Origin of the sequence: Sporosarcina quadrami (assembly GCF_014836615.1) — a bacterium.
Lineage (GTDB): Bacteria > Bacillota > Bacilli > Bacillales_A > Planococcaceae > Sporosarcina > Sporosarcina quadrami.
Window position 1 is genome coordinate 1 of the sequence record NZ_JACSQN010000029.1, and the last position, 25,012, is coordinate 25,012.

24 protein-coding genes, 1 tRNA gene and 1 pseudogene are annotated in these 25,012 nt (G+C 43.4%); 2 read left to right on the forward strand and 24 right to left on the reverse strand.

Features of this window, described 5'->3' with window-relative positions; all coding sequences use genetic code 11:
* Positions 1-320 precede the first annotated feature (320 nt).
* The 14 genes from lysS to H9649_RS17360 form a co-directional block, all read right to left on the reverse strand.
* Positions 321-1,811: a lysine--tRNA ligase gene (gene lysS / locus H9649_RS17295; protein WP_191696157.1), complete on the reverse strand. Its 1,491-nt coding sequence runs from the start codon at positions 1,809-1,811 to the stop codon at positions 321-323.
* Positions 1,812-1,929: 118 nt separating this feature from the next.
* Positions 1,930-2,421, reverse strand: a complete 492-nt coding sequence (gene folK, locus H9649_RS17300; RefSeq protein ID WP_191696158.1) for a 2-amino-4-hydroxy-6-hydroxymethyldihydropteridine diphosphokinase — start codon at positions 2,419-2,421, stop codon at positions 1,930-1,932.
* On the reverse strand, positions 2,418-2,786 hold the full coding sequence (gene folB / locus H9649_RS17305; protein WP_191696159.1) for a dihydroneopterin aldolase: 369 nt from the start codon (positions 2,784-2,786) through the stop codon (positions 2,418-2,420). The genes folK and folB overlap by 4 nt, the downstream gene beginning before the upstream one ends.
* A gap of 24 nt (positions 2,787-2,810) precedes the next feature.
* Positions 2,811-3,662 carry a dihydropteroate synthase gene (gene folP / locus H9649_RS17310; protein ID WP_318241716.1) on the reverse strand — a complete coding sequence of 284 codons (852 nt, stop codon included), beginning with the start codon at positions 3,660-3,662 and terminating at the stop codon, positions 2,811-2,813.
* 4 nt (positions 3,663-3,666) lie between these two features.
* The gene (pabC, locus tag H9649_RS17315) at positions 3,667-4,518 is read right to left on the reverse strand and encodes an aminodeoxychorismate lyase (RefSeq protein WP_318241717.1); all 852 of its coding nucleotides are present in this window, start codon (positions 4,516-4,518) and stop codon (positions 3,667-3,669) included.
* Positions 4,519-4,533: 15 nt separating this feature from the next.
* Complete coding sequence (locus tag H9649_RS17320) at positions 4,534-5,958, reverse strand: anthranilate synthase component I family protein (protein ID WP_225229977.1); 1,425 nt, start codon at positions 5,956-5,958, stop codon at positions 4,534-4,536.
* 121 nt (positions 5,959-6,079) lie between these two features.
* The gene (gene cysK / locus H9649_RS17325) at positions 6,080-7,006 is read right to left on the reverse strand and encodes a cysteine synthase A (protein WP_191696160.1); all 927 of its coding nucleotides are present in this window, start codon (positions 7,004-7,006) and stop codon (positions 6,080-6,082) included.
* Positions 7,007-7,187: 181 nt separating this feature from the next.
* Positions 7,188-8,111 carry a peptidylprolyl isomerase gene (locus H9649_RS17330; RefSeq protein ID WP_191696161.1) on the reverse strand — a complete coding sequence of 308 codons (924 nt, stop codon included), beginning with the start codon at positions 8,109-8,111 and terminating at the stop codon, positions 7,188-7,190.
* Positions 8,089-8,976 (reverse strand): Hsp33 family molecular chaperone HslO, encoded by an 888-nt coding sequence (gene hslO / locus H9649_RS17335; protein WP_191696162.1) that lies wholly within the window; start codon positions 8,974-8,976, stop codon positions 8,089-8,091. The genes H9649_RS17330 and hslO overlap by 23 nt, the downstream gene beginning before the upstream one ends.
* A gap of 14 nt (positions 8,977-8,990) precedes the next feature.
* On the reverse strand, positions 8,991-9,755 hold the full coding sequence (locus H9649_RS17340) for a type III pantothenate kinase (protein ID WP_191696163.1): 765 nt from the start codon (positions 9,753-9,755) through the stop codon (positions 8,991-8,993).
* A gap of 116 nt (positions 9,756-9,871) precedes the next feature.
* Positions 9,872-11,902 carry an ATP-dependent zinc metalloprotease FtsH gene (ftsH, locus tag H9649_RS17345; protein ID WP_191696164.1) on the reverse strand — a complete coding sequence of 677 codons (2,031 nt, stop codon included), beginning with the start codon at positions 11,900-11,902 and terminating at the stop codon, positions 9,872-9,874.
* 199 nt (positions 11,903-12,101) lie between these two features.
* A complete protein-coding gene (gene hpt, locus H9649_RS17350) occupies positions 12,102-12,644 on the reverse strand; it encodes a hypoxanthine phosphoribosyltransferase (protein ID WP_191696165.1) in 543 nt (180 codons plus the stop codon).
* A 29-nt stretch (positions 12,645-12,673) separates the two neighbouring features.
* A complete protein-coding gene (tilS, locus tag H9649_RS18070; RefSeq protein WP_191696166.1) occupies positions 12,674-14,059 on the reverse strand; it encodes a tRNA lysidine(34) synthetase TilS in 1,386 nt (461 codons plus the stop codon).
* 38 nt (positions 14,060-14,097) lie between these two features.
* On the reverse strand, positions 14,098-16,506 hold the full coding sequence (locus H9649_RS17360; RefSeq protein ID WP_191696167.1) for a SpoIIE family protein phosphatase: 2,409 nt from the start codon (positions 16,504-16,506) through the stop codon (positions 14,098-14,100).
* Positions 16,507-16,713: 207 nt separating this feature from the next.
* Between H9649_RS17360 and H9649_RS17365 the strand changes: the two genes are divergently transcribed.
* Positions 16,714-16,787: transfer RNA gene (locus tag H9649_RS17365), tRNA-Met, on the forward strand.
* 703 nt (positions 16,788-17,490) lie between these two features.
* Here the strand turns inward: H9649_RS17365 and H9649_RS17370 are convergent.
* The 9 genes from H9649_RS17370 to mntA form a co-directional block, all read right to left on the reverse strand.
* Positions 17,491-17,913, reverse strand: a complete 423-nt coding sequence (locus tag H9649_RS17370; protein WP_191696168.1) for a S1 domain-containing RNA-binding protein — start codon at positions 17,911-17,913, stop codon at positions 17,491-17,493.
* Positions 17,914-18,038: 125 nt separating this feature from the next.
* The gene (locus H9649_RS17375; protein ID WP_191696169.1) at positions 18,039-18,455 is read right to left on the reverse strand and encodes an FtsB family cell division protein; all 417 of its coding nucleotides are present in this window, start codon (positions 18,453-18,455) and stop codon (positions 18,039-18,041) included.
* A 54-nt stretch (positions 18,456-18,509) separates the two neighbouring features.
* Positions 18,510-18,977 (reverse strand): spore cortex biosynthesis protein YabQ, encoded by a 468-nt coding sequence (gene yabQ / locus H9649_RS17380; RefSeq protein WP_225229978.1) that lies wholly within the window; start codon positions 18,975-18,977, stop codon positions 18,510-18,512.
* Positions 18,974-19,270, reverse strand: coding sequence for a sporulation protein YabP (gene yabP / locus H9649_RS17385; RefSeq protein ID WP_191696171.1), 297 nt, complete (start codon positions 19,268-19,270; stop codon positions 18,974-18,976). The genes yabQ and yabP overlap by 4 nt, the downstream gene beginning before the upstream one ends.
* A gap of 94 nt (positions 19,271-19,364) precedes the next feature.
* Positions 19,365-19,655, reverse strand: coding sequence for an RNA-binding S4 domain-containing protein (locus tag H9649_RS17390; RefSeq protein WP_191696172.1), 291 nt, complete (start codon positions 19,653-19,655; stop codon positions 19,365-19,367).
* On the reverse strand, positions 19,652-21,109 hold the full coding sequence (locus H9649_RS17395; protein WP_191696173.1) for a bifunctional methyltransferase/pyrophosphohydrolase YabN: 1,458 nt from the start codon (positions 21,107-21,109) through the stop codon (positions 19,652-19,654). Before H9649_RS17395 ends, H9649_RS17390 begins: the two co-directional genes overlap by 4 nt.
* A 4-nt stretch (positions 21,110-21,113) precedes the next feature.
* A complete protein-coding gene (locus tag H9649_RS17400) occupies positions 21,114-22,706 on the reverse strand; it encodes a putative polysaccharide biosynthesis protein (protein ID WP_191696174.1) in 1,593 nt (530 codons plus the stop codon).
* Between the two features lie 130 nt (positions 22,707-22,836).
* Positions 22,837-23,247: a type VII toxin-antitoxin system HepT family RNase toxin gene (hepT, locus tag H9649_RS17405; RefSeq protein ID WP_191696180.1), complete on the reverse strand. Its 411-nt coding sequence runs from the start codon at positions 23,245-23,247 to the stop codon at positions 22,837-22,839.
* Positions 23,240-23,650, reverse strand: coding sequence for a type VII toxin-antitoxin system MntA family adenylyltransferase antitoxin (mntA, locus tag H9649_RS17410; RefSeq protein WP_191696175.1), 411 nt, complete (start codon positions 23,648-23,650; stop codon positions 23,240-23,242). The genes hepT and mntA overlap by 8 nt, the downstream gene beginning before the upstream one ends.
* 41 nt (positions 23,651-23,691) lie before the next feature.
* Between mntA and H9649_RS17925 the strand changes: the two are divergent.
* A pseudogene (locus H9649_RS17925) lies at positions 23,692-23,989 on the forward strand (transposase); the annotation flags it as partial.
* 2 nt (positions 23,990-23,991) lie between these two features.
* Here the strand turns inward: H9649_RS17925 and H9649_RS17415 are convergent.
* Entirely contained in the window at positions 23,992-24,456 is a 465-nt protein-coding gene (locus H9649_RS17415) for a hypothetical protein (protein WP_191696176.1), read from the reverse strand.
* Positions 24,457-25,012: the final 556 nt, after the last annotated feature.

The window sequence follows — 25,012 nt, forward strand, 5'->3', positions numbered from 1 at the left end:
CACCGGCAAGCCGGTTTCAGAACTTGTATTGTTGACGTTTTGCTGTTCAGTTTTCAAGGTTCATTGTGTTACTATGTTGGCCGCTTCGTTCAGAAGCAACTTTTATATAATACCACTTTCGCATTCTGTTTGTCAACAACTTTTCTAAAAAAGTTTTTCACTCGTTTTTTAAGTTGTTTTCGTTTACCAGAAGTGCAACGTTATCTAATATAACACCGGATCATTTTGAATGCAATAGTTTTCATCAAAAATAATTAGTTCTTTTTTAAAAGAGAGAAGGGAGCTGTGCAAAACTCAGTATTTGCACAGCTCCACCTTCTTTATTCCTTAGATCTCATCTGTGGGAACAGAAGAATATCTCGGATAGATTGAGCATTTGTTAGCAACATTACAAGACGATCGATACCGATTCCTAGACCACCAGTAGGCGGAAGACCATATTCAAGAGCCTCTATGAAATCTTCATCCATTTCATGCGCTTCATCATTACCTTGTTCCTTCTCTACCATTTGCGCTTCAAATCGACCGCGTTGATCGATCGGATCATTCAACTCTGTAAATGCATTTGCGTGTTCACGGCGGACAATGAATAATTCGAAACGGTCTGTAAAGCGTCCGTCTTCAGGATTCTTCTTCGCTAAAGGTGAAATTTCTACCGGATGCCCATAAATGAACGTAGGTTGTACTAGTTGCTCTTCTACCTTCTGCTCGAAGAACTCGTTCAAGACATGACCAACTTCCATCATACCGACTACATCTACGCCATGCTCTTTCGCCAACGCATGTGCTTCTTCCTTCGTCATCTCTTTCCAGAAGTCGACCCCAGTGTATTCCTTTACCGCATCCGCCATATGCAGACGCTTCCAGCCTGGAGATAAATCTATGATATCTTCACCGTATTGTACTTTAGTTGTACCTAGTACATCTTCCGCCATATAAGCAATCATGTTTTCAGTCAGTTCCATAATATCGTTATAATCCGCATACGCTTCATATAACTCCATCATAGTAAATTCCGGGTTGTGTCGTGTTGAAATTCCTTCATTACGGAATACACGGCCAACTTCATATACTTTCTCGAGTCCACCGACAATTAGGCGTTTCAAGTGAAGTTCGATAGCGATACGCATGTAAAGCGTCATATCCAACGCATTGTGATGTGTAATGAATGGACGTGCAGTAGCTCCACCTGCAATCGAATGGAGCATCGGTGTTTCAACTTCAAGGAAACCTTGTTCATCCAAATAGCGACGCATTGATTGGATAATACGGCTTCTTGTAATGAACATCTCTCTGCTTTCTTCAGAAGAGATAAGATCCAAATAACGCTGACGATAGCGTTGTTCAATATCCTTTAAACCATGGAATTTGTCAGGAAGCGGACGCAATGCTTTTGTCAGGAATGTAAATTCAGTTGCCTTAATAGAAAGTTCTCCAACTTTCGTCTTGAAGACATCTCCTTTAATACCAACAATATCGCCGAGATCTGCATTATCAAAAAGCGCATACGCATCTTCACCAATTGCATCTAAACGGACATATATTTGAATTTGGCCGCCAAGGTCCTGGATATTAGCGAATCCAGCTTTTCCTTTACCGCGTTTCGTCATAATACGTCCAGCAATTTTCACTTCATTGACGGTTTCATCTAATTCCTCTTTAGAAAGCTCTTCATACGCTTCACGAATTTCATTGGACAGGTGTGTCCGCTCATATCTTGAGCCGAACGGATCCAATCCAACCTCACGTATCTCTTCCATCTTCTGGCGTCTCACCAAAAGCTGATCGTTCAATTCATCCAAATGGGACATTTCAGTCACTCCTTCTTCAGTTATCCCACACGTGGGATGGCATGTTACCATTGTACACAAACTTGCTATGTAAAAAAAGCCGCCACGTACATGACGACTCAGCTGGTGAAGCCAATCACTATTTCACGTTCAAAAAACGCCCGACTTCCTCAGCACTTTTCCAATATACGACGCCACTGTCATCAAGAGCCGATTCCAGCTGTACGATGCCAGGTGCGATTTCAAGCAAAGGCACAAGAACGAATGCACGTTCACCCATTCTCGGGTGAGGCACAATTAAGTTCTCTGATTCAACATTGTCGTTATTATACAGCAAAATGTCAAGGTCGACAGTCCGCGGACCCCATCTGACTTCACGGATACGTCCAAGATCGTTCTCAATTTCCTGACACGACCCCAATAAATCATGTGCACTTAAAGTTGTTTCCACCTTGACGACAAGATTTAGAAAGTCCGCCTGATCAATAAAACCGACTGGAGTCGTTTCATATATGGAAGAAACGACTGTTACCGTCACCTCTTTATGTTCATGAAGAGCTCGAACCGCATCCGTTAAATGATGCAATCGGTCTCCGATATTCGACCCGATTGAAATAAACGATACATTCATACGAACTTACCTCTCGTAATTTCTACTGATACAGAGGCATAATGTCCACGAATAGGTGGATCAGGTTTAATCAGCACAACTCGTACACCTTTAACTTGCCATGAAAACTTATCTAAAATGGTGCTCGCTATATCTTCAGCAAGTGCTTCAATTAATTTACGAGGCTCACCTTCAATAATAGACTCACAAACTTCAAAAACCTCTGCATAGTTCACCGTTTTTAATAAATTATCGGTCTTTCCCGCTTCCGCCAGATCAATTGCTAATGATACATTTGCACGAAATCGCTGTCCGAGCACGTTCTCTTCCGCCAACGCGCCATGATAACCGTAAAACTCCATTTCATTCACATGAATATAATCCACTAAAAATCCCCCTCCCATACATCATTAATTCTCAATAACCGACTTACCGACTAAAACATCCATCATTCTCACCATGCGTGATACTTCCTTCACATCGTGTACACGCATAATATGGCAGCCGTGTTCAACACCAAAGCAAACTGTTGCTCCTGTACCTTCTAAGCGTTCTTCAACAGGCAAATCCAATATCTTACCGATCATCGATTTTCGGGACGTGCCAAGAAGAACAGGATATCCCATTTCCGCTATCCTCTGCAGCCCTTGCATGGCTAATACGTTCTGCTTGAGGCTTTTCGCAAATCCAATGCCTGGGTCAAGCCAAATATGCTCGTTTGGCACTCCTGCATTCAATGCGATATCCACACTTTCTTGCAAATCCGCTAGCATATCTTCCATGAATGGGTGCTCGTATTCGGCAATTTCACGATTATGCATGAGAATGATCGGTGCATTATACGCAGCAGCCACTTCAGCAATACGTGGTTCACGCTTTGCTCCCCACACATCATTTACGATACTCGCTCCTGCTTGAAGTGCAGCTTCCGCCACGTCCGCTTTATATGTATCAATCGAAACGACGCAACCGAGTTCCCGTACTAGCGCCTCCACTACTGGTGCTGTCCTCTCCATTTCTTCCTCAAGCGAAACAGGTGCGTGTCCAGGGCGCGTCGACTCACCTCCAATATCGATGATTTTCGCTCCATCACGAATCATTTCTTCCGCACGCTTTAGCGCCGTGTCAATCTCACTGTATTTTCCACCATCTGAAAATGAATCGGGCGTGACATTCAAAATACCCATTACGATGGTTTCTGTACGAAGATCCAATTCAGTTTCACCAAAACGGTAAATCGCTTTTGCTTTTTCTAATTCCACTGCGTTAACCTTCTTTCATATCATCAATCGCCTGCACGTATAGACTATGCATTTGCTTATAATAAATGCCCGAGGCTCCTGAAAATTCTTGTTCACCGATTCGCTTTAGCGGCACAAGCTCTTGAACCGCATTGGAAATGAACACTTCGGCTGCCTGATTCACGATTTCTTTTGAAAATAAACCTTCTTCAACCGGCATCCCCGCCTCTTTAGCACTTCGGATAATGAATGCACGAGTAATACCCGGTAAAATACCAGCATCAATAGAAGGAGTGTACAAAGTTTCGCCTTTCATCCAAAATACATTAGACGTAATCCCTTCAGCGACAAATCCATCCGTTGTCAAAAATAGACCTTCTTGATTTTTCAAAGAAGAGAGTTCTAATCTTCCTCGTACGTTGTTCAAGTAATTATGGGATTTATGACGAATTCCGCTTTCAGGAAGGTTTCGAGCCGTTTCAAGCCACACACCACTTTTTTCTGTCCCTCTAGGTACTTGAACAAGTTCTTTTCGGAACAAAATGACAGTAGGCGTCATATATTCTGCCGGAGCAAGTCCGATATCATGAACACCCGCAGAGACATTCAGACGAAAATACCCGTCCCGATGTTCAGAGCAAGCCGTCAATTCACGCACAGCTTCTACGATTTCTTCATTTGTATAGGGCATTGCAATTTTGTACTCGGAAAGAGCCCCCCGTAATCGATGCATATGCTCTTCGAATAAAAACACGTGCCCTTCATACGTCCGAAACGTCTCGAAAAATCCTGCACCATATAAAAACCCGTGATCGAAGGGAGAAATTCGTACATCTTCTACCCTTGCAACCACTCCGTTCATCCAACAAAAGCTCACGTCTGAACCACCTCTTTAGAATTCCTCATTCACTGTCTCAGCCATTTCCTTCGCTTGCCAAAGTGCTTTCGCCTTGTTCAATGATTCCATGTATTCCGCTGTCGGATCAGAATCCGGAACTAATCCCGCACCCGCTTGGATATGAGCTATCCCGTTTTTGACGTACGCTGTCCGAATGACGATATTCAGCTCTACATCTCCATTGAAACCAATCCATCCAATCGACCCCGTGTACAACCCTCTCCGTGTCGGCTCTAATTCTTCGATGATTTCCATTGTACGTAGTTTCGGTGAACCCGTTATTGACCCTCCAGGAAATACGCCTTTAATGACCGTCGCATTAGAAAGGCCGGGTAAAACAGTTCCCCGTACATTCGATACAAGGTGCATAACATGCGAATAGCGCTCGATGACCATGAATTCATTCGTCTCAACTGTTTCAGGAATACATACTTGTCCGAAATCGATCAATTCCTGTTCAAGCAACATTATATGTTCGCCTTTTTCCTTTTCGTTAGACAGCAATTCCTTTTCGAGTGCAACATCTTCTTCAGGGGTAGCCCCTCTCGGTCTAGTCCCACCGATAGGACGCGTACTCATTTCCGCACCACGTTTTTTCAATAGCAATTCGGGTGATCCCGAGACGACTGCAAACTCTTTTGAACCGAGTGACGCCATATAAGGGGATGGGTTGAAAGAACGCAACGCCTCGTACATATCAAGAGGATCGACGGTCAATTCTTTCGACTGGCGGACAGACAGATTCACTTGGTTCACTTCACCCAGTGAAATATAGCGTTGCACATCACGCACCATCTGTTCAAATTGCGTATCCGTTACAGAAACGTCGACATTTCCGATTCTTACAGAACCCTTAGCGGAACTTTCGACTGCGTGTTTTCTGTTAGTCAGGCCAACTTCCGCCGCATCCACCCATTCCGACGTCATACTTGCAACGTCAAGTCCTCTTTCAGGCAATGCCATGAAGTATGCCTCTTCCTTTTCAAGATCGAGAACTGCCCATCTATCAAATAGGTAGAAAAAGAGGTCAGGCGTATGCAAATCATCCGTAGCTAATTGAGGAATCGGTTCATATGTACGTGCATAGTCATAACTGATGAATCCAATGACTCCACCTTGGAAATCAGGTAGTTCAGGCAAGTTGTCCAATTCCATAGATTGGACGAATGCCGCTATTTGCTCAAGTGGTTCGCCTTTTCTTTCTTCTTTCGCACCGTCTCGCCATACCAGTTCCAGCGTATCGCCATCCAATGCTTTCATCGTCACTAAAGGTTTAACGCCCGCTATGCAAATCTTCCCTGCGCGCCCACTTTCGAGCAATATATGTTCTTCCGCTTGTTGCGCCAGTACTTTGTATGCGTAAAAGAATTCTTCTTTCGTCATTTTCGCTTTTTGATATTCCGGAAACAATTTAGCCATTCGGTTTTCCCCCAACATCTCGTAATATAGTTATCTTACTATCCATAAGGGCATTAACGCTACAAATATCAATGACTCTTCTTATGTAAATATAAAAAAGAGGGCGCTGTATGCGCCCCCCTCACTCTTCTTCAAACTGATATAGCGGTGTACTCAAATAGCGTTCACCGTTAGATGGCAAAATCGCCACAACCGTCTTTCCCTTGCCAAGTTTCTCAGCTACTTGAAGCGCGGCGAAAATGGCTGCTCCAGAAGATACACCACCGAGAATCCCTTCCTCTTTTGCCGCGCGTCTCGCCGTATCATACGCTTCATCATTCGTTACTTGAATGATTTCATCATAAATATTCGTATCGAGCACTTTCGGGACGAATCCCGCCCCTATCCCTTGGATTTTGTGCGGCCCCGGCTGACCGCCAGATAGCACTGGAGAGTCTGTCGGTTCCACCGCAACAATTTTGACATTCGGAAAACGCTCTTTCAATACACTTCCAACACCTGTTATCGTACCCCCAGTGCCAATTCCGGAAATGAATGCGTCAACTTGATCAAGCGCATCTGCAATTTCAGGACCCGTCGTTAATCGGTGCACTTCAGGATTCGCTTCATTGTTGAATTGCTGGGGCATGAACCAACCATTCTCTTCAGCCAACACTTCCGCTTTTGCAATTGCACCTTTCATCCCTTCCGCACCAGGCGTTAACACTAAATCCGCCCCATATGCACGAAGAAGATTACGACGCTCCATACTCATCGTATCCGGCATGACAAGAACCGATTTGTATCCTTTGGCAGCCGCAATCATCGCAAGGCCAATACCTGTGTTCCCACTAGTCGGTTCAATGATTGTACTACCTTCATTCAAATTACCATCTTTTTCAGCCGCTTCAATCATTGCAAGCGCAATGCGGTCTTTCACACTAGAACCCGGATTGAAATACTCCAATTTCAAGTAAATGTCCGCACTTTCCGCACCATTCATGCGGTTCATCTTCACTAACGGAGTCTTTCCTACGAGATCTGCCACAGTGTTTCCAACTTTAGTCAATTTGACCCTCTCCTAATCCCGACTTAATTGATATGTTTTATAGTATTAATCATACAACTACTTTGTGAATCGTGTCAAACACTATCTCTTTTCCCTTTTCAACAACTCTTTACCCCACTTCGTATAAAAAAACCGTCTTGCTCCTATTATGCGTAAAGAAGACAAGACGGTAAGCATTCTTTTATTTACCGTAAAACCATTTTGCGTTAAATTCTTTCCAAAACGCTTCGGGATTTACAGTTTGTGGCAGTTGTTCAAGTGCAAGCTCACGTTTAATATGATCTTTCACTTCATTATAAGAAAAAGTTGTGCCTTTAATAATTTCTTTCACTTGCACGACGGCGAACGAGCCATCTTTCAGGCTCACGACATCTCCAGTTTTGCCTTCTTTCGTTTTGGATACCATTTCATATATGGCCGGATCGATTGTTTCAGTGTCCGCGTTAATGTATCCGATATCTCCACCGAGACTCGCAGAAGCTAAATCTGTCGAAATTTCTTTAGCCAATGCGTCAAAACTTGAGCCTTTCGACAATTCTTCCAATGCCTGTTCTGCCTCTTTTTCCGTTGGTACAATAATCAGTGACGTGCGATAAGCAGTCAAAATGGTATAGAATGATTCGTTTTTATCATAAAACGCTTTAACCGTCTCATCTTCAATAACGACATCGTGAGAAAGCACTTTTTCTAAAATGATCGTTGAGCGAATACGCTGCCTCGTCTGCTCGATATCTAAACCTGAATGTGTCCGTCCATCTATAGCTGTAATGAGAGCAAGTTCTAAATCTACTTCTTTATCCGTCACTTTAATGCCATACTTTTTCGCAGCTGTTTCCATCACTTTATTATTGACCAGTTCAAGCAATACTTCTCTGCCAACTTCCTTTTCCATCGCAGTCAGCCATTGTTCACGTGTAATCGGTTCACCTGAAACAGAAGCAACAACTTCATCCGTCTGCTTCGGTTTATCAGGTGTTAACCAACCGATGAACCATAATACATTACACAACAATAGAATACCGATCAAATATAGAAGCGGTTTCGTTTTTAACTTCCTTTTCTGAGGCGACGTCTCTTGGACGTTATGATTGCGTCCGTATTTCATCAATGAATCCTTCTAACTCTTCTTTAGGGAACAGGTATTTCTCATTGCAGAAATGACATTCTGCTTGAGCCTGTCCATCTTCATCAATCATTTCTTGGATTTCTTTTTCACCAAGTCCTTTAATTGCATTACCAAAACGCTCTTTTGAACAGTTGCACTGGAATTTGACATCGATCTTTTCAAGGACGTTCACATTCCCTGCGCCGAGTGCTTCTTCGAGAATCTGTTCAGGCGTCAGGCCACGGTCAATCATAGTTGAAATCGGTTCAATGGCAGCAATCTTCTCTTCCAATATTGTAATCGTCTCATCTGTTGCACCAGGCATTACTTGTATAATGAAACCTCCGGACGCTTTAATGGAATTGTCTGGATTGACAAGAACACCCAACGCGACGGCAGATGGCACTTGCTCGGATACGACAAAATACTGTGTGAAGTCTTCTGCAATTTCACCAGAGACAAGCGGAACTTGCCCTGTGAAGAAATCACGTAATCCTAGATCTTTTACAACTGTCAACATACCTTCCGTACCGACAGCTCTGCGGACATCCAACTTCCCTTTATCGCTCAGTTCAAAATGTGTCTGCGGATTCGTAATATACCCTCTCACTTCTCCGTGCGCATTCACATCTACAACGATAGGCCCCGCCGGACCATTCCCTTCGACTTTCACCGTCAATTTATCGTTCCCTTTTAACATAGCGCCCATTAAAAGACCCGCCGTCATCGTTCGTCCTAAAGCAGCTGCCGCCGTCGGCCATACGATATGCTTCGCTTGCGCTTCTCCTACTGTATCTGTCGAATCCACCGCATACGCGCGGATTGTTCCGTCAAAAGCTAATGCTTTCAATAAATAATCGCTCATTCATTTCTACTCCTTTAGCTGTTTCTTTCGTAAATTAAATGCAGTCCTTTTAATGTCAGGAAGTTGTCTACAGTATCTATAATGTCAGTTTCACTAGCGATCAATTCTGCTAATCCACCTGTTGCAATAACTTTTGGATTTGTTTTGCTATGCTCTTTCATCCTGCCGACTATCCCTTCAACCAGCCCTACATAACCATAAACAATTCCCGCTTGCATAGCAGACACTGTGTTTTTACCGATAATATGATCGGGTCTTGTCAATTCGACGCGTGGTAATTTGGATGCCCTGTCAAACAGCGCCTCCATTGAAATGCCAATACCAGGCGCAATCGATCCACCCATGTATTCGCCTCTTTCATTCACATAGCAGAAAGTCGTCGCTGTGCCAAAATCCACAATAATAAGCGGATCCCCATACTCATGAATTGCTGCCACCGCATTAACAATCCGATCCGCACCGACTTCACGGGGATTTTCGTATTTAATGTTCAAACCCGTCTTCACACCAGGCCCAACAACGAGCGGACGCAAGTTGAAATACTTCCTGCACATTTGCTCAAGCGGGAACATGACAGTAGGAACGACAGACGAAATGATAATCCCAGTTATATCTTCAAATTTCAAGCCGACATGAGAGAATAGCGATTTGACAGCCATGGCATACTCATCTTCCGTCTTCTGACGATACGTTTCCATTCGCCAATGATATGTCAACTCACCTTGTTCATAGACACCAAGGACGATATTCGTATTACCCGTATCTAACACTAAGATCATTTTAAATTCCTCGCTAACATTCGTCATTTTCAAAGATATCATACCATAGTAAATGGAATTAAAAACAGCCGACTGCCTTAAAAAGCAGTCGACTGTCTGAAATTACGTTATAACCATCAATCTCTCCGTTGCTCATCGATGGAAGGTAATGTTTTATCACCTGTGTTCTCTTGCGGCAAATCACCAATGGATGGATCAGTCGGTGCGCCAGTAACGTCAGGATTCACGTCATCATTCGTCGATTCCGTCGCCTCGTCAATCACTTCCGCTTTCACATCCGCATCATTGCCATTTTGCTCGTAAGCACGTACTGGCAATGTACCGTGATCTTTCAAGTGGTTGATCTGTTCAGCATCCAATGTCTCCACTTCAAGAAGTGTTGTAGCGATTAATTCTAGCAAATCACGATTTTCCGTCAAGATTGTTCTTGTACGCTCGTATTGTTCTTTAATAATACGTTGCATTTCCTGATCAATTTCATAAGCGATCGATTCGGAATAATTTTGCTCGGAATTAAAATCTCTTCCAAGGAACACATTTCCACCTTGCGCTTGACCGAACTGGATCGGACCGAGCTTATCGCTCATACCGTATTCTGTAACCATAGAACGTGCAATTCCTGTCGCACGCTGGAAGTCATTATGCGCTCCAGTAGAAACTTCTCCCAGGATAATTTCTTCCGCTACACGCCCACCGAGCAAGCCAGAGATTTTATCAAGAAGTTCAGGCTTCGTCATGAAGTACCGGTCTTCCTTAGGGAGCATGACCGCATATCCGCCAGCCTGACCACGAGGTACGATCGTCACTTTATGGACAACTTCTGCATCATCCAACTTTAGACCGACAACAACGTGCCCTGCTTCGTGGAATGCTACAATATTGCGTTCTTTCTTAGAGATGACACGATTCGTTTTCGCTGGTCCCGCAATGACGCGATCCGTCGCTTCATCGATATCGGACATATCAATCTTCTTTTTGCCTCTTCGTGCAGCAACAAGTGCCGCTTCATTTAACAAGTTTTCAAGGTCTGCACCTGAGAAACCAGGTGTACGTTGAGCGATCGCCTTCATATTTACCGTGTCATCTAGAGGCTTATTGCGCGCATGCACATGAAGTACCGCTTCACGACCTTTAACATCCGGACGGCCAACAGTAATCTGGCGGTCAAAACGTCCAGGACGAAGAAGTGCAGGGTCAAGGATATCAGGACGGTTTGTTGCAGCAACGATGATGATTCCTTCGTTGCCATCGAAACCATCCATCTCAACCAATAGTTGGTTCAATGTCTGTTCACGCTCATCATGTCCGCCACCGAGGCCTGCGCCACGTTGACGTCCAACTGCATCAATTTCATCAATGAAAATAATACATGGTGCATTCTTTTTCGCGTTTTCGAACAAGTCACGTACACGGGATGCCCCGACACCGACGAACATTTCAACGAAATCCGAACCGGAAATCGAGAAGAACGGTACTCCGGCTTCACCTGCAACTGCACGTGCAAGCAATGTTTTACCCGTACCTGGAGGTCCTACAAGAAGGATACCTTTAGGAATACGTGCGCCAAGTTCTACGAATTTACGCGAATCTTTCAGGAAATCGACGACTTCCTCGAGTTCAGCTTTTTCTTCATCCGCTCCTGCAACATCGGTAAAGCGGACTTTTTTACGATCATCTGTATGCAGCTTCGCCTTACTTTTACCGAAGTTCATGACTCGGCCACCGCCGCCGCCCTGTGCTTGATTCAGTAAGAAGAAGAACAGGATGATAATGATGATGAAGGGAACTAACCCTGTAAAGAAAGCTACCCAAGCGCTCGTTTGAGGCGTTTCCAACACTGTGATTTCAGGGTTGTTCGCTTCTCCAACCGTACGGATCTCTTGGATAATCGAGTCATCATTGTTAAGTACGTTAGTGGTGAACTTCTCACCCTCTTTCGCACCTTTCATTGTTCCTTCAATGGTTAATACACCTGCTACAGGTTGTAAAGACAGTGTTTCAACATTGCCTTCTTTTAAAGCCGTATAGAATTGATCATACCGAATATCTTCCGTTTTCGGATTCGGATTATTTAGTGAACTGAAAATCCCCATAATTGCAAGGAAAATCAATCCGTATAGTAGAAAGTATCGAAGTATACGATTCATCCCAAGCCTCCTCATTTCATTCAACAGAAAACTATTGTAAATCTTAACATATAAAGGTTTCACACTACAATGAAAATGCCTTTCTAACTAAGGTCTTACACTACCCACTCAACAGAAGCGATATGTAAGAGTTATACGTGTATTTGATTCGAACGGAAAAAGCTTTTCACCACCCCTAATACAGGTTTGTTGAAAAGCTTCAGAAAGAGTAGATTTCCTTTTTCAATACACCGATGTAAGGTAAGTTTCTATATTTTTCTGCGTAATCAAGACCGTAACCGACTACAAAAGCATCCGGAACGATAAATCCAACATAATCCGCTTTCAGATCCACTTTACGTCCAGTTGGTTTGTCGAGCAACGTGACAATTTTAATGGATTTCGCTTTACGGTATTTAAATAAATCTACAAGGTAGTTCAATGTCTTTCCGCTATCAATGATGTCTTCAATGATTAGGACATCACGACCTTCGACACTTGTGTTCAAATCTTTAATAATTTTCACTTCGCCTGAAGACACTGTTGCATTGCCATAACTTGAAACATCCATGAAATCGAGTTCGATGTATGCATCCACGCGCTTAATCAAATCACTCATGAACGGCAAAGCCCCTTTAAGGACACCAATTGCGAGTGGGAACTTGTCTTGGTAGTCCGCTGTAAGAACAGCGCCAAGCTCAGCGACTTTCTCTTGAATCTTCTCTTCTGTAATGAGTACTTCTTCGATATCTTTTTGTAACATCGAAAACCCTCTTTTCTTCATAGGATTTTTTAAAACTCTTTCATTCTAAATATGTACTGATCCTGTTCTGTATGACTTTTTCTAAATTGAATGCCATACCGTATGCCCGGGACCGCACAAATTTCACCTTTAGCGGTAATGAGCACAGGCAATTCGCGTCTCTTGTCAGCACCGATCTTTTCATCAATGAACAGTCTCGACAAACGTTTTGGTTGGGTCATTCCTGGAAGTAAGATTCGATCGCCGTCATGTCTACTTCTGACGTAAAGAGGTAAATCGGAGTCAGGTATATTAAAATACCAACTTTCTGAGGCACTTTCGACATCTTCGTCCACAGAATTCCAATACAAGAGCGTCTGTCCCCATTTTGTCCATTCACCCATCGGTAGCATCGTCATAGGGTTTAGTTCATTTTCGAATGTCTTCAAAAACGTGACCCGATCGTATTCACGTTTAAAACGGTAGCCTCCCGGTAAGTCGATTGTGACATTTCCGCGATCGCTCAATAACTGCTGGTGAAGTGTATTCAATAGTGACGCGCTATATTCAAGGGGTATAATTTCCCTATTGTAAATATACTTCAATACTAGTGGAATGAAACGCGTTTGTAAAGCAGTGTGCATGCTTGAAAACATCTTTATCGAAAAGGTTGGAAAGCCTTTGTCCGTATATGACACAATCTCTTTAAATTGCTCATTTGTTAGGCTGTCCAATAGCTTTTCATCGTTCTGCAGTGTCATTGTCATTTTCACGGCATTTATTGCTGCTGCGGAATTCTCAGCTAGCAATAAAGGGGCAACATGATGGCGCAATCTGTTCCGCAAGTAAGCATTACTCGCGTTGCTCGGATCCTCCCTGAAATATAGATTGTTTTCATGTACATAGTCTTTCAATTCCTTTTTCATTGCTGGTAAAAGTGGCCTAATGACCGTTCCTCCCTTCATTTCACGTTCAGCTAGTATACCCACAGGATGAGCTCCTCTAGACAACTGCATGAGCACTGTTTCCAATTGATCTTCCGCATGATGGGCAGTCGCAAGGACCGAATAATTCTCTGCTTGCATGACCTTACTGAAAAACGCATATCTGCCTGTCCTACAGACATCTTGCATATTGCCTCCATCTTCTGCAAGGATGTCAGGAACAGGTACGTGACCTCCGAAAAACGGAATGCTAAGCTCTTCACAGATTGTTTTTACGAAATGGCCGTCTTCCGCAGACTGCTCGCCACGCAACATATGATCGACGTGCGCTACAGCTATTTCTATTTGGAATGTAGTACGTAATGATGTCAATAAAAGCAAAAGGGCAACAGAATCGACGCCGCCGGAGCAGGCGACGAGGACTCGTTGACCTGAAACTAGTAATTGGTTTGTATGGATAAAATCCCTTATCTTTTTCTCTAAGCCGTTCACAACATAACCTCCAAATCCTCAGTCCCTTTCCTCTTATTCTACCCCATAACTTTTTCCCGGGAAATATTTCGATTCGTAGGTTTGATCGTCATCCACTTTGGCAATACATGATCCATCTTCATGACGAGCACAGTCCGGTCGTCTGCCACAACGCCAAATCTCCGTTCCATTTCCGCCATAATTCGATCCGCCAATGCTTCACATCCAAGGTGCTGGTATTTGTCTAAAATGCCGAAAAGTGCGTCCTCCTGTTTTTCAATTGTATACTTACCACTAAAAATGCCATCCGTTAACATAACGACAATATCTCCTGATTTCAACTCCTCGTTTTTCGCTTCTACAGAAAACGACGGTAGGAATCCTACAGGGACCGATTTACTTTCAAGTCGCACAAAGTCTTGTCCCCGCTTAATATATGTGCTCATCGAACCTGCTTTCCATGACCATAATCGTCCGTCTTGTAAATCGATCAGCGCAAGATCTAATGTTGCATACATATCGTCAAGACCATTTAGCGACATCATGTAATGTAGCGTATGCATGGCCGTTTCAGGATCCATTTTACGGTCTAGACATTCACGCATGAGCCTTATCACCTTCCGGCTTTCGCGATACGCGTTCATATCATGCCCCATCCCGTCGGATAATAAAACCGCAGTCAGGCCGTCATGTATCGGAAAAATCTCATAAGCATCGCCCGCATGAAATGTTCCACTTCCCGCTGTGGCCACGATACCGTATTCGAGTGAAAAGCGTACGGAAGAACAGAATGTCAATTGCAGGTGGGGAAAAGGTTCTTGTTGTAATGTCGATTTTTCTACTTTGAAAGGTTCTTGATAAATCTCTTCGATCAAAGGCAATATCATTCTCTCCGCCACAGTCATGTCCGTTTCAAAGTCCGATCGCTTCTCTGGTATGGAACAGACAATCCGCGAAGCACCTTGCTCCTCCGATAAAATATCAATCTGATAAAATTCAATCCCTTGTGATTTTAGCCGCCTTCCTAGTTCTTCTTCCGCCAGATGATTAACAGTCATCTCTCCTTTTATATCATTCATGATTTTTTCCAAGTGATTACTCATATCCCTTAATTGCAAAGCGAGCATCTTCCTACCATGCTGCAGTTGCCCCATAAGTAAGTGGTTTGTTGCCTGCTCTTCAAGCTCCGTAATCAGCCCTGAGAAACGAATGCATTTATATTTGATTTTCTCTTCCACCCTATGGCGAGCCGCTTTCTTAGTTGCTGAATAGGTCGATTCCCATTCATATAGCAACCTGGACATGCCCGGTTCATTGCCTTCCCAACATTTCGAATAACGGAAACAAGACTGGCAAATTGACGGAATCTCTTGTGATGCTAACGTGTCGTCAGATTCAAAACGGTCATTGACGAGAGTCGACATGAATTCGGCAAATTGTTGGAAGTCGGATAACTGTTCATCCAATCGATCCGTTAGCCATTTTTGCCGTTTAACGGATATGTCTGGTTGATCGGGTTTAATCATCTTGCTAATTGGCTTAACCTTTTTTGTCGGAATGAAAAAGAAGATGAAAGAAGCGAGTCCAATCGTTAAAAAGTGCGATATATCAAGCGGCAACGTCAAATCATATAAAAGAAAGAAGACAGAAACAGCGTATGCCCCTGTGACAATTCCAAGCTTTCCTAATCTTCGCATAGCACCGGCAAAAAAACCGGTCATTCCATATACAGCCATCATGCCTGTGAAGGAAAGTTCAGCAATGCCTGAAATGGCTGCAATCATCATAGCAATCGTTGTGGAAAAAGGAAGACCACCGGCAAGCGCTGCTAATAAAATCGTCAAATGTAGAAGCAATCCTGAAATGGATATCGGTCCGACCATCAGGCTGCCCATCCCTGTCGTAGCCATAATACCGATGATACAAATTGCACCAAGGCGCTCAGGTGACCATTGGCCGAAAAACAGTCTGTCACGATGCGGGAATGCGACGAAAATGAAAAACGTCATGAATAATGCCAATACCGCTTCAAAACCAATTGTCAATTGTACATCCACAGGTGTTTGGCCGCTATGCATGATAAATTGCCAAAGTACTTGGACGACGATAATCGTACCCGCCACCGTAAGCGGAATCGACTTCCTTGTCAGTGGATGCTTGCTCACTACATTGAATAATAGTAGTTGCAATAGGTAAATGACAGCTTGTCCAATTCCAAGAAACGCTCCTCCAGCCATCCCTCCGATAAAAACAAATACAAGGTACTTACGGAAACGCAGTTGCGCAAGTGCCCATACTGGCAAGAAAAACGGTACCGCAGCATCGAACAAAACAGCTTGCGACAAGAAAAATGTGCCTAGCAGAAAAAATGTCGCCATTAGTACATGTTTTTTCCGTTTCCCTATGGACTCCACCATATGCCGAACTTGTTGGCCTACGGGTCTTTCTAAATCACCGATCATCTTCATCTCACATTCCCCCTATGTGTAGTTGTCCATAACTATACATGGGACAACCCAAAGATTTTGTCTCTTCCTGACAAGCCAGTTACAAAATCTTTCGACTCTTTCTGGTGTGATTTTCTATTTTACAAGATGTTGTTGACAGACCACGTCGAGCCATGTAATATGATATTTGTTGTTCGGAAAATCACTAGATTTCACTGAAGACATCACGGCGGCGTAGCTCAGCTGGCTAGAGCGTACGGTTCATACCCGTAAGGTCGGGGGTTCGATCCCCTCTGCCGCCATTAATGAAATGCGTAAACGGCCGTTCAGGCCCGACAGGCATAAGAGAACCCGGCGTGTGGCGATTTTTGCCACTAAGCCGGGTTTGCTTATGACCCGAGGGACTGGCCGTTGGAGCTGGACACTAGAAATGCGTAGAGCGTCGTTTAGCCTCGACAGGTGCTGGAAGCCTGAGGTTAAAGGCGCTCTTTGCCTTTACCCTCACGGCTGAAGCATCCCGAGAGGCTAGCGCTCGAAACTGGACACTAAAAAAAACGATTCGGAGTAAATTGCTCCGGACCGTTTTTTTATTCGAGCTTCGTGGGCTTTCATCAAGTTTTAGGATATATTTTGTCGCGCAGAATGCTTTTAACCAATTAAGGTGTTGTACTTGACTATAAAAGAGATTACTTTATAAAACAGCGTGTTATAGGTGGTTTATATGAGCGCGAAAGGGGCTTTTACGGGCGGAGACTAACCATTTTCGGGCGCGGATTCCACTTTTACGAGCGCAAGTCTATCAAATACGGGCGAGTAACAAGCATTTACGAGCGCGCAACCTACTTTTACGGGCGCGGACACGTCAAATACGGGCGCACGCCTCTTCAATTCTACGCCAATCACCAATCCAACAAAAAAGAAAAGCGCTCCAACATCTTCAAAAGATGTCGAATCGCTTTTCGTAAAAGTAGATTTACATTTTTACTAATTGAAACAGCCAGCAAGTTACCCTCTTCTTGCGCCACGGCCACCGCGTTTAGATTCTGTTGCTCTTTTTAATGTTGTCAGACGTTCTTCACTGTCTTTCATGAACTTCGCCATCTTTTGTTCAAAATTCTCTGGACGCTCAATGGCGCTTGGACGGCCACCGCCGCCACGTGGACGTTGAGGGCGTTGAGGACGTTGTTCAGCTTCCGGTTTCGCTTTTCTGATCGATAAACCGATTTTGCCGTCAGTGCCGACATTCATCACTTTCACTTCAACCATATCGCCGACTTTAAGATGTTCGTTAATGTCCTTAACATAGTTGTCTGCGACTTCACTTATATGGACCAGACCCGTTGCACCTGTTGGTAGTTCCACGAACGCTCCAAAATTTGTGATCCCTGTAACTTTACCCTCTAACTTGCTGCCTACTTCAATTGACATAAAAAAAATGCTCCTCCTTAAGAAATAACGACCTCTTTTCAGAAGCCTTTTTACCATATCGAGAGTCCTGCAAAAGCAGAATCCTTACTTCCATTATAGCCAACAAAAAAAGAGTGTCAATAAGACTACTCTTTTCCGTCAACCTTTTCTTGTTTTTTCTTGTTTTTATTAGGAACAGAAAAGATGATTTCGTTTTTATCCGATAAGAAGTATTCCTTGCGTGCAAGCTTTGCAATATAGTCTTCATCGTCGAGCTTTACAAGCTGTTTTTTCAAAAGAAGCTGTTCATTGTTAACCTCTTCCAACTCAGCAAGCACTTTCACTTTTTCCTGCTCTTTCGCTTGCAATGTTTGTTTTTGCTGAATCAACACATTCGTGAGACCACCAAATACAAGCAGCGCAATAATCGCATACAAAACGAGCTTTCTCTTTAATCGCTTTCTCTGCTTATTCCGCCATACTTCTTTCTTTTGCAACGAGCGGACATATTCAGTTTCAATCGATGCAACGGTCGTGGATGATGTCCTTTTCCTTTGCTCCATGTCTGCACTCCCTCTCATTACACCTCGAAATTAGATAAGTCTAGTAATTATACATCATTTCTCGGTAGTTTGAAAGAGGGAGCTATAGACTTTGTTATATAAATAAACAAACGGAGCACTTAGTACCCGTAGAAGCTTAATAACCATCGTGACAATCACGCGGATAATCCGCACGGCAAGCAGAATGACAAAAACTATCGGCCGGATAACGAGTAGATGGACAACGCGCCCCAAAAACCTGAAGGGGCGATGGAAAATTGTTGCATATAACAATAGCCCGCTCACTTGCGCAAATGGATCGTACATCCTCCATGCACCGTCCCTTACAATAAACAGTACATAAAAGGACGCACAGCCGATTATAATCCATCCGATTACTTCAAGAACTACTGAATACTTCCGGATTACTGAACGCTTCCGAGACTTGTCAATCCCGTTACCGATCAGATCCATAAACGCACCAGCCACGATGCCTGTCCCAATCATTGCTAGTAAACTAAGAAACTGGACGGAGAGACTCATCCAAATAATTTATGGAGGAAATTACGTGAACCTGTCTCTTCTTCGTCGTATTGCATCGTAGCAATTGTCCCTTCGAGCGTCAGAAGCCCTTTGTCGACATCCAAATGGACGATGCGCAGCTCCTCCCCTCGGATTACGAGCACCCCTTGAGAAGTCCGGATGATGAACTCCTCCTGGTCGAACCGGTCGATTGTTTTTACAGATGTAAGATCCATTCTTTTACGATTTCGCATCGTGACAACGTGATCCCCCGATGGAATTGCGTATGTTGGACTATCCGTCTGGATTTGCATACTATTCCTCCTTCGCTTGTACGTTCACTGCCATCTTATGCAACAACATAAAAAAACATGTCAGGAAAATTCCTAGACATGTCTTTATCTTTATTCAATCTTCATCATCAATAAATTCAGGTTCCACCTTTTCAAGCTTCTCTTCTTTTAAAATCGTATACATCATCGCAGCGTCTTCTTTCTTTGTTGACTCTTTCAACGCTTCAATTTTGACCGTGACAATCTTTTGTCCGAACCGAATCGCGAGCTCGTCGCCTGGCTTCACAACAGATGAAGCTTTCGACACCTTCTCGTTGATCGTAATACGTCCCTGATCGGCTACTTGCTTTGCCAATGTACGTCTTTTGATCAAGCGTGACACTTTCAGAAATTTATCTAATCTCATTTCTTTTCCCTCCCCTTCGCTTGTTGCCAGAATGCTTCCAGTTCATCGAGCGTATAAGCGGAAAAATCGCCTTTTCCATCTTTCACACTTTGCTCGACAAACGAAAAGCGACGATTGAATTTCGCGTTTGCATGTGCCATCGCTTCTTCAGGCGACAGTTTCAAGAACCTCGACAAGTTGACGAGCGTAAAGAACACATCGCCTAGCTCATCCGTTTGGCTCTCTTTCGTACCATTCTCCACTTCCACCTTAAATTCCTGCCACTCTTCCTCGAATTTATCAAAAGCTCCTTCAATATCCGGCCAGTCAAACCCGACTTTCGCAGCTTCTTTTTGATAATTAAATGCAGTGAGCAAAGACGAACTATGGCGTTCCTGTCCATTCAGGAGCGAATCGACTTGCGGCTTCTCCGTCTGTTTAATCTCCTGCCAATTCAGCAACACTTCATCCGAATCCGCCACATCCCGATCACCGAATACATGTGGATGGCGACGGATCATTTTCTCACTGATTGACTGCAAGACGTCTTCCATTGCAAAGTACCCGTCATCCTCACCAATTTGCGCATGCAAGAACACTTGTAGCAGGACATCACCCAATTCTTCAATGACCCCTTCATCATCTTGCTGATCGATCGCCTCAAGCAACTCATGCGCTTCCTCGATCAAATACCTTTTCAACGATTCATGCGTCTGCTCACGGTCCCATGGACAGCCATCCGGTGCACGCAATGCCGCGATGATTTCACGGAATGTCGACCATTCTTTTAACCGTCCTTCTCGCTCAAGAACCGGAGGCACATAAATGGTCGTCAAGTTATCGATTTCCGTCTCCCTGTCCAACTCAAACAGTGGTACAGTCCGTAGCTTTTCCAATGAAGAACCAGCTGCTGTCACAATCGTCACGGGATGATCGAACGCATACTTCTCCATCAGTGAAAGCTTCACTTCCGAAGCGACAAATGCGTCATACACTTGTCCGATGAGCACATGCTGCTTCATCTTGACGTCATCCCGTCCCATATCCGTGCCATCCAGCAATTGAAAACCTTCTATTGGATCAATGCGCAAAGCACCGAAAATTGGGTCAAGAAAACTATTGCCACCGGCAATGTCGAGTTGCACTAGCCCAACACGTTCTTTTTCAATCAATAACTGGACCGTCCGCTCCGCAACAAGCGGATGTCCCGGCACGGCATATGTAACAGGTTGCTCCTTCGCTAACGCCACTAACCGCTCCGCAATTTCCTCATACACTTGCTCAAAAGCGTCATTTTTTTCATAAATCGCGTCAAAGCTTTCGATTTGCAAGCCTTCCGCCCGCAATTCTTCAATAACAGGATGCTGATCCGTCCTTGCAACAATCAATTCTGCCGCCTTCAGTTTGCGATACGTTCCTATGGATAGCTGGTCAAGGTCACCTGCACCAAGCCCGATAATTGTTAATAGATTCATCTAGTCACCTTCTATTTTTAGTAAGCAGTAATTGCACACGTGCCAATCTTTTTCCGAACGGCAGTAAATACCATTCCTTTTCAGCCATTATACGCGATTTCATGATAATCAACAGGAAAACGCCCGCCCCCAAAACGACTGCCGTCAATGCGCTCACTGTCGCACCAATCCGTGACGATAATTGAGCGAACAGAACCTGATCAGCTAGCAACAACCACGGAATAATGACCGCAATCATTCCTCCTGTCGCTACAAGCAGCCATCCATAAAAACGAGCGGGAGCCAACTTCACCGGCAACACTTTTTTGAAATAAACGAGAAGTCCACAAGCAATCACTGCGAATCCGATATTCCCTGCAATGGCAGCTCCTGTCACGTCTAAATGCGGTACTAATAACTGGTTCGCTATAATCTTCACAACGAGGCCTACCACGAGCAACAACGTAGGGATTTTCACTTTCCCTGCACCTTGCAACATCGCGGTCAGTGGCAAAATAAGCGACAGCCAAAAAATTTGAAACGAAAAAATGATGAGCGTTACAGACCCGTCCCTTGTTTCAAAAAGCATTTCATTCACATATGGCAAGACGAGCGCAAGCCCTACAGCCGCTGCCCATCCGAATAGAAATGCTGTCCGGTATGTGAGTGAGATGAACGGCTCAGCGCCTCGACCTTCTTTTTTTGCTGCATGATGGGCAATGAGCGGTACAATCGCCAGCGCCAACGTCGAAGCGATCAAAATGCCCATTTGCACAAGTGGCTGTCCTCGGTCATAGACGCCTTTCATTTCCATCGCCGTGTCTGATACAAACCCTTCAGACAGAAGGATATTATAGACAGTAAACGAGTCTGCCATCTGGAACAGCAATAATATGAGTGAGCTCGCACTGACACTTAAGCTTACGACCGTCAATTCCTTCACGACACGCCATGTATCAATCCTCACTGTCGGACCCTTGAATGCATTCCGGGTATAGAGAGCCAGGATGACGACGCCCGACGCCTGACCGATCACTGCACCCCACATCGCCATTTCTCCAGCCTTATAAAGCGAAGCACCGGCACGTATCACTATCCAAGTCCCAATTAAAATAATCGCCACCCGAATGGCTTGTTCTCCGACATTGGAAACGGCAACCGGCGTCATCCGACCTTCCGATTGGAATGAGCCTTTTAGCACCGCAAGCATCGGCATGACGAGTACGATATATGCCCCCGCGCGAAGTAGGGAAACGAGTTCAGGATCCCCCATTGCATTTGCGATATTTGGTGCAAACGCCATTAATAGGATGAAAAATGACACGGACAAGCCAGTCAAATACATAAACGCAATCCGCTTCACTGATTTTGATTCACCCTCACTCGCACTTCCCGCAAGCAGCTTCGAAACCGCCACCGCAAAACCGTACGATGTCCAGACGATGAAAATCCCGATGAACGGATACACTTGCTGATAGATGTAGAAACCTTTGTCGCCCACAAGATTTTGGAACGGAATCCGGTATACGGCGGCAAGCAGCTTTACTATAATGGCCGATATCGTCAGGATCGACGCGCCTTTCATAAACGTTTTCATATTCCAATCTGTTGTAGCCATCACTGCGCCTCTTTCGATGAATAATAGGTATTCTCTAGTATACCATCAACGCAAAACAGCCACACGCCCCGTTTACGGAAAGGACGTGTGGCTGTTTCATTTCATTTTCCTGTTATTGTAAAGGCGTTTTTCATTGATCTCCCAACTGCAAAAGCACCTTTGTGAACTGTTTGAAATCGTCTATATATTTATTTAAAATAGATTCTAAAATACCAAGATCCAAAGCTTGATAGTCATGAACAGCGATGTTGCGGAAACCGACCATATTCATCAATGTTTTTGCAAGATCCGCTCCGATCATGTCCGCTTCCTGTAAAAGCTTGAATGCTTCCCGACTCGTTTTGGGCACTCCTAGTTTACGCTCACTCACTACATGCATCGCCAAGTCGATGCTCGCCTCACAAGCACGTTGAATGTTCAAAATGATACTGTCTTGTTTCGTAAAGTCTGTTAAATTATCAGGATTCCCTTCATACACATCATGAATACGTTTCAGACAGCGCTCAATCGTTGTCGTTTTGTTTAAGATGACATCATTCATCCCCAAATACACTTCCCCTTTCTTTTATGTCATTAATAATGCCCGCACGTTGTTCATTTAAAGTTACGTACATGCTATAGGCTCGCATTCTTTGACGGATGAATTCATTTTCATCCTCTATATAGATAGGAATACCATGTGCAAAAATCTGCATTGTAAAAACCGTATCAATTTCTTTAATATCAATTAAATCCACTTCTCGCCCACCTATTAAGGCAAGCTCATTGGATAGCAGATAACGATCATAAGATGATAGTTGCTTGCTGCTGAAATAAGCAAGATCGATGTCACTCTCTTCGCGCACTTTGTCTATTGCAAAAGATCCAAAAAGGATAATGAAAGCTGGATTGACTTCTTGCTTAACCTTTTCAATGAGTTGTTCTTTTATCTTGTTTACTAGCACACGTATCACCGCCTTATGAACAGTATAGATGTTTACGGGGAAAACAACAAAAAGAACATGTAAGAACGAATATTTCAGATGAAGAAACGGGTTCCATCTACCGTCAACGCAAAATTGAAGCAGAACCAGTTTTTTGGATTCTTGAAGGCTAATTTGGGTTTCACTCGGTTTTCTGTTCGAGGAAAATCGAAGGTTGAAAGTAAAATTGAGCGCGCTCAATTTTACTTTTTATTATTCGAAGCTAGTTATGTCCAGCCTAAAGTAGTGGTTTTTATCGTAAATGATAACATTAATGAAGGAAGCTACTTTGTTTCAAGTAACTTCCTTAATTACTGTTAATACTATGGTATTTTCTTGTAAGGGTATTGAACCTGAAGACCTTGTTTTAAAATAATAATGGGATGTTCAACAGAGCCCGAAGGAAGTAACAGCCCAAACAGTTTATCACTATCTACTTCTTTTTCTATTTTTAGGGCCGTAGTCTGAAACACCACCTTTTCTACATCACTACTTTGAACGGCGCCCACAATAAAATCAAAATCTCCTATATTAATGACAGTATAATCAAAGTAAACATCTTTATTGTTTCGATAGATTGGAGACACGGAAGTTTTCTTTTTAAAAACAGAACCTTCTATTAATACTGGTTGGTAGTTATTTTCCTCTATAAAAATTTCAACTTTAGCGTCACCAATTACATACGTATTTAAAGATTGCTTCTGTGATTTAGTACCAATTAGAAAAGAAATTAAACCGATCACTATTAAAACTAACATTAAAATTACTATGAATCTCCAACTTCGCATCAAAAAACCACCTTATTAATTGACCCTAATGCATACTAGAAGCAGGCAAGTTAAAACTAAATAAAAGTAATCCAACTACTAAAACCTTGAAATTTTTTTCATTTAAAAAAACTTTTCAAAATCAATCTTAGGCATTAATATGACTATTCGGCAAATAAAGACAAGTTCCTCTAATTTTTTTCAAATAAAACGAAAGACTCATAGCATTCAGATCTTTGGATCGAATTTGCAAGGTCTAGATACTGATTCTATTATTACCCAAGAACTGGTTGTTTCTGGAGACTCGGCATACCTACCATTATTGGTAAGTTCTAGATTAAGATGATTTAGTAAATGCCATTCAAAAACCGTTGCAAATGTTTTTGAGTGGCATTTTATATGAATCGGTGAATAATTAGGGCTATAGGTGATGAAGTATGGATGATTTTACAAAATAAAAAATCGTTAATTAGAAAAACAGCCACACACCCCGTTTACGGAAATGATGTGACCCCTAAAAGTTAGAGTTTTATATTACGCAGCTAATTGGCTGGCGTGAAGACGGTACTGAACCGGA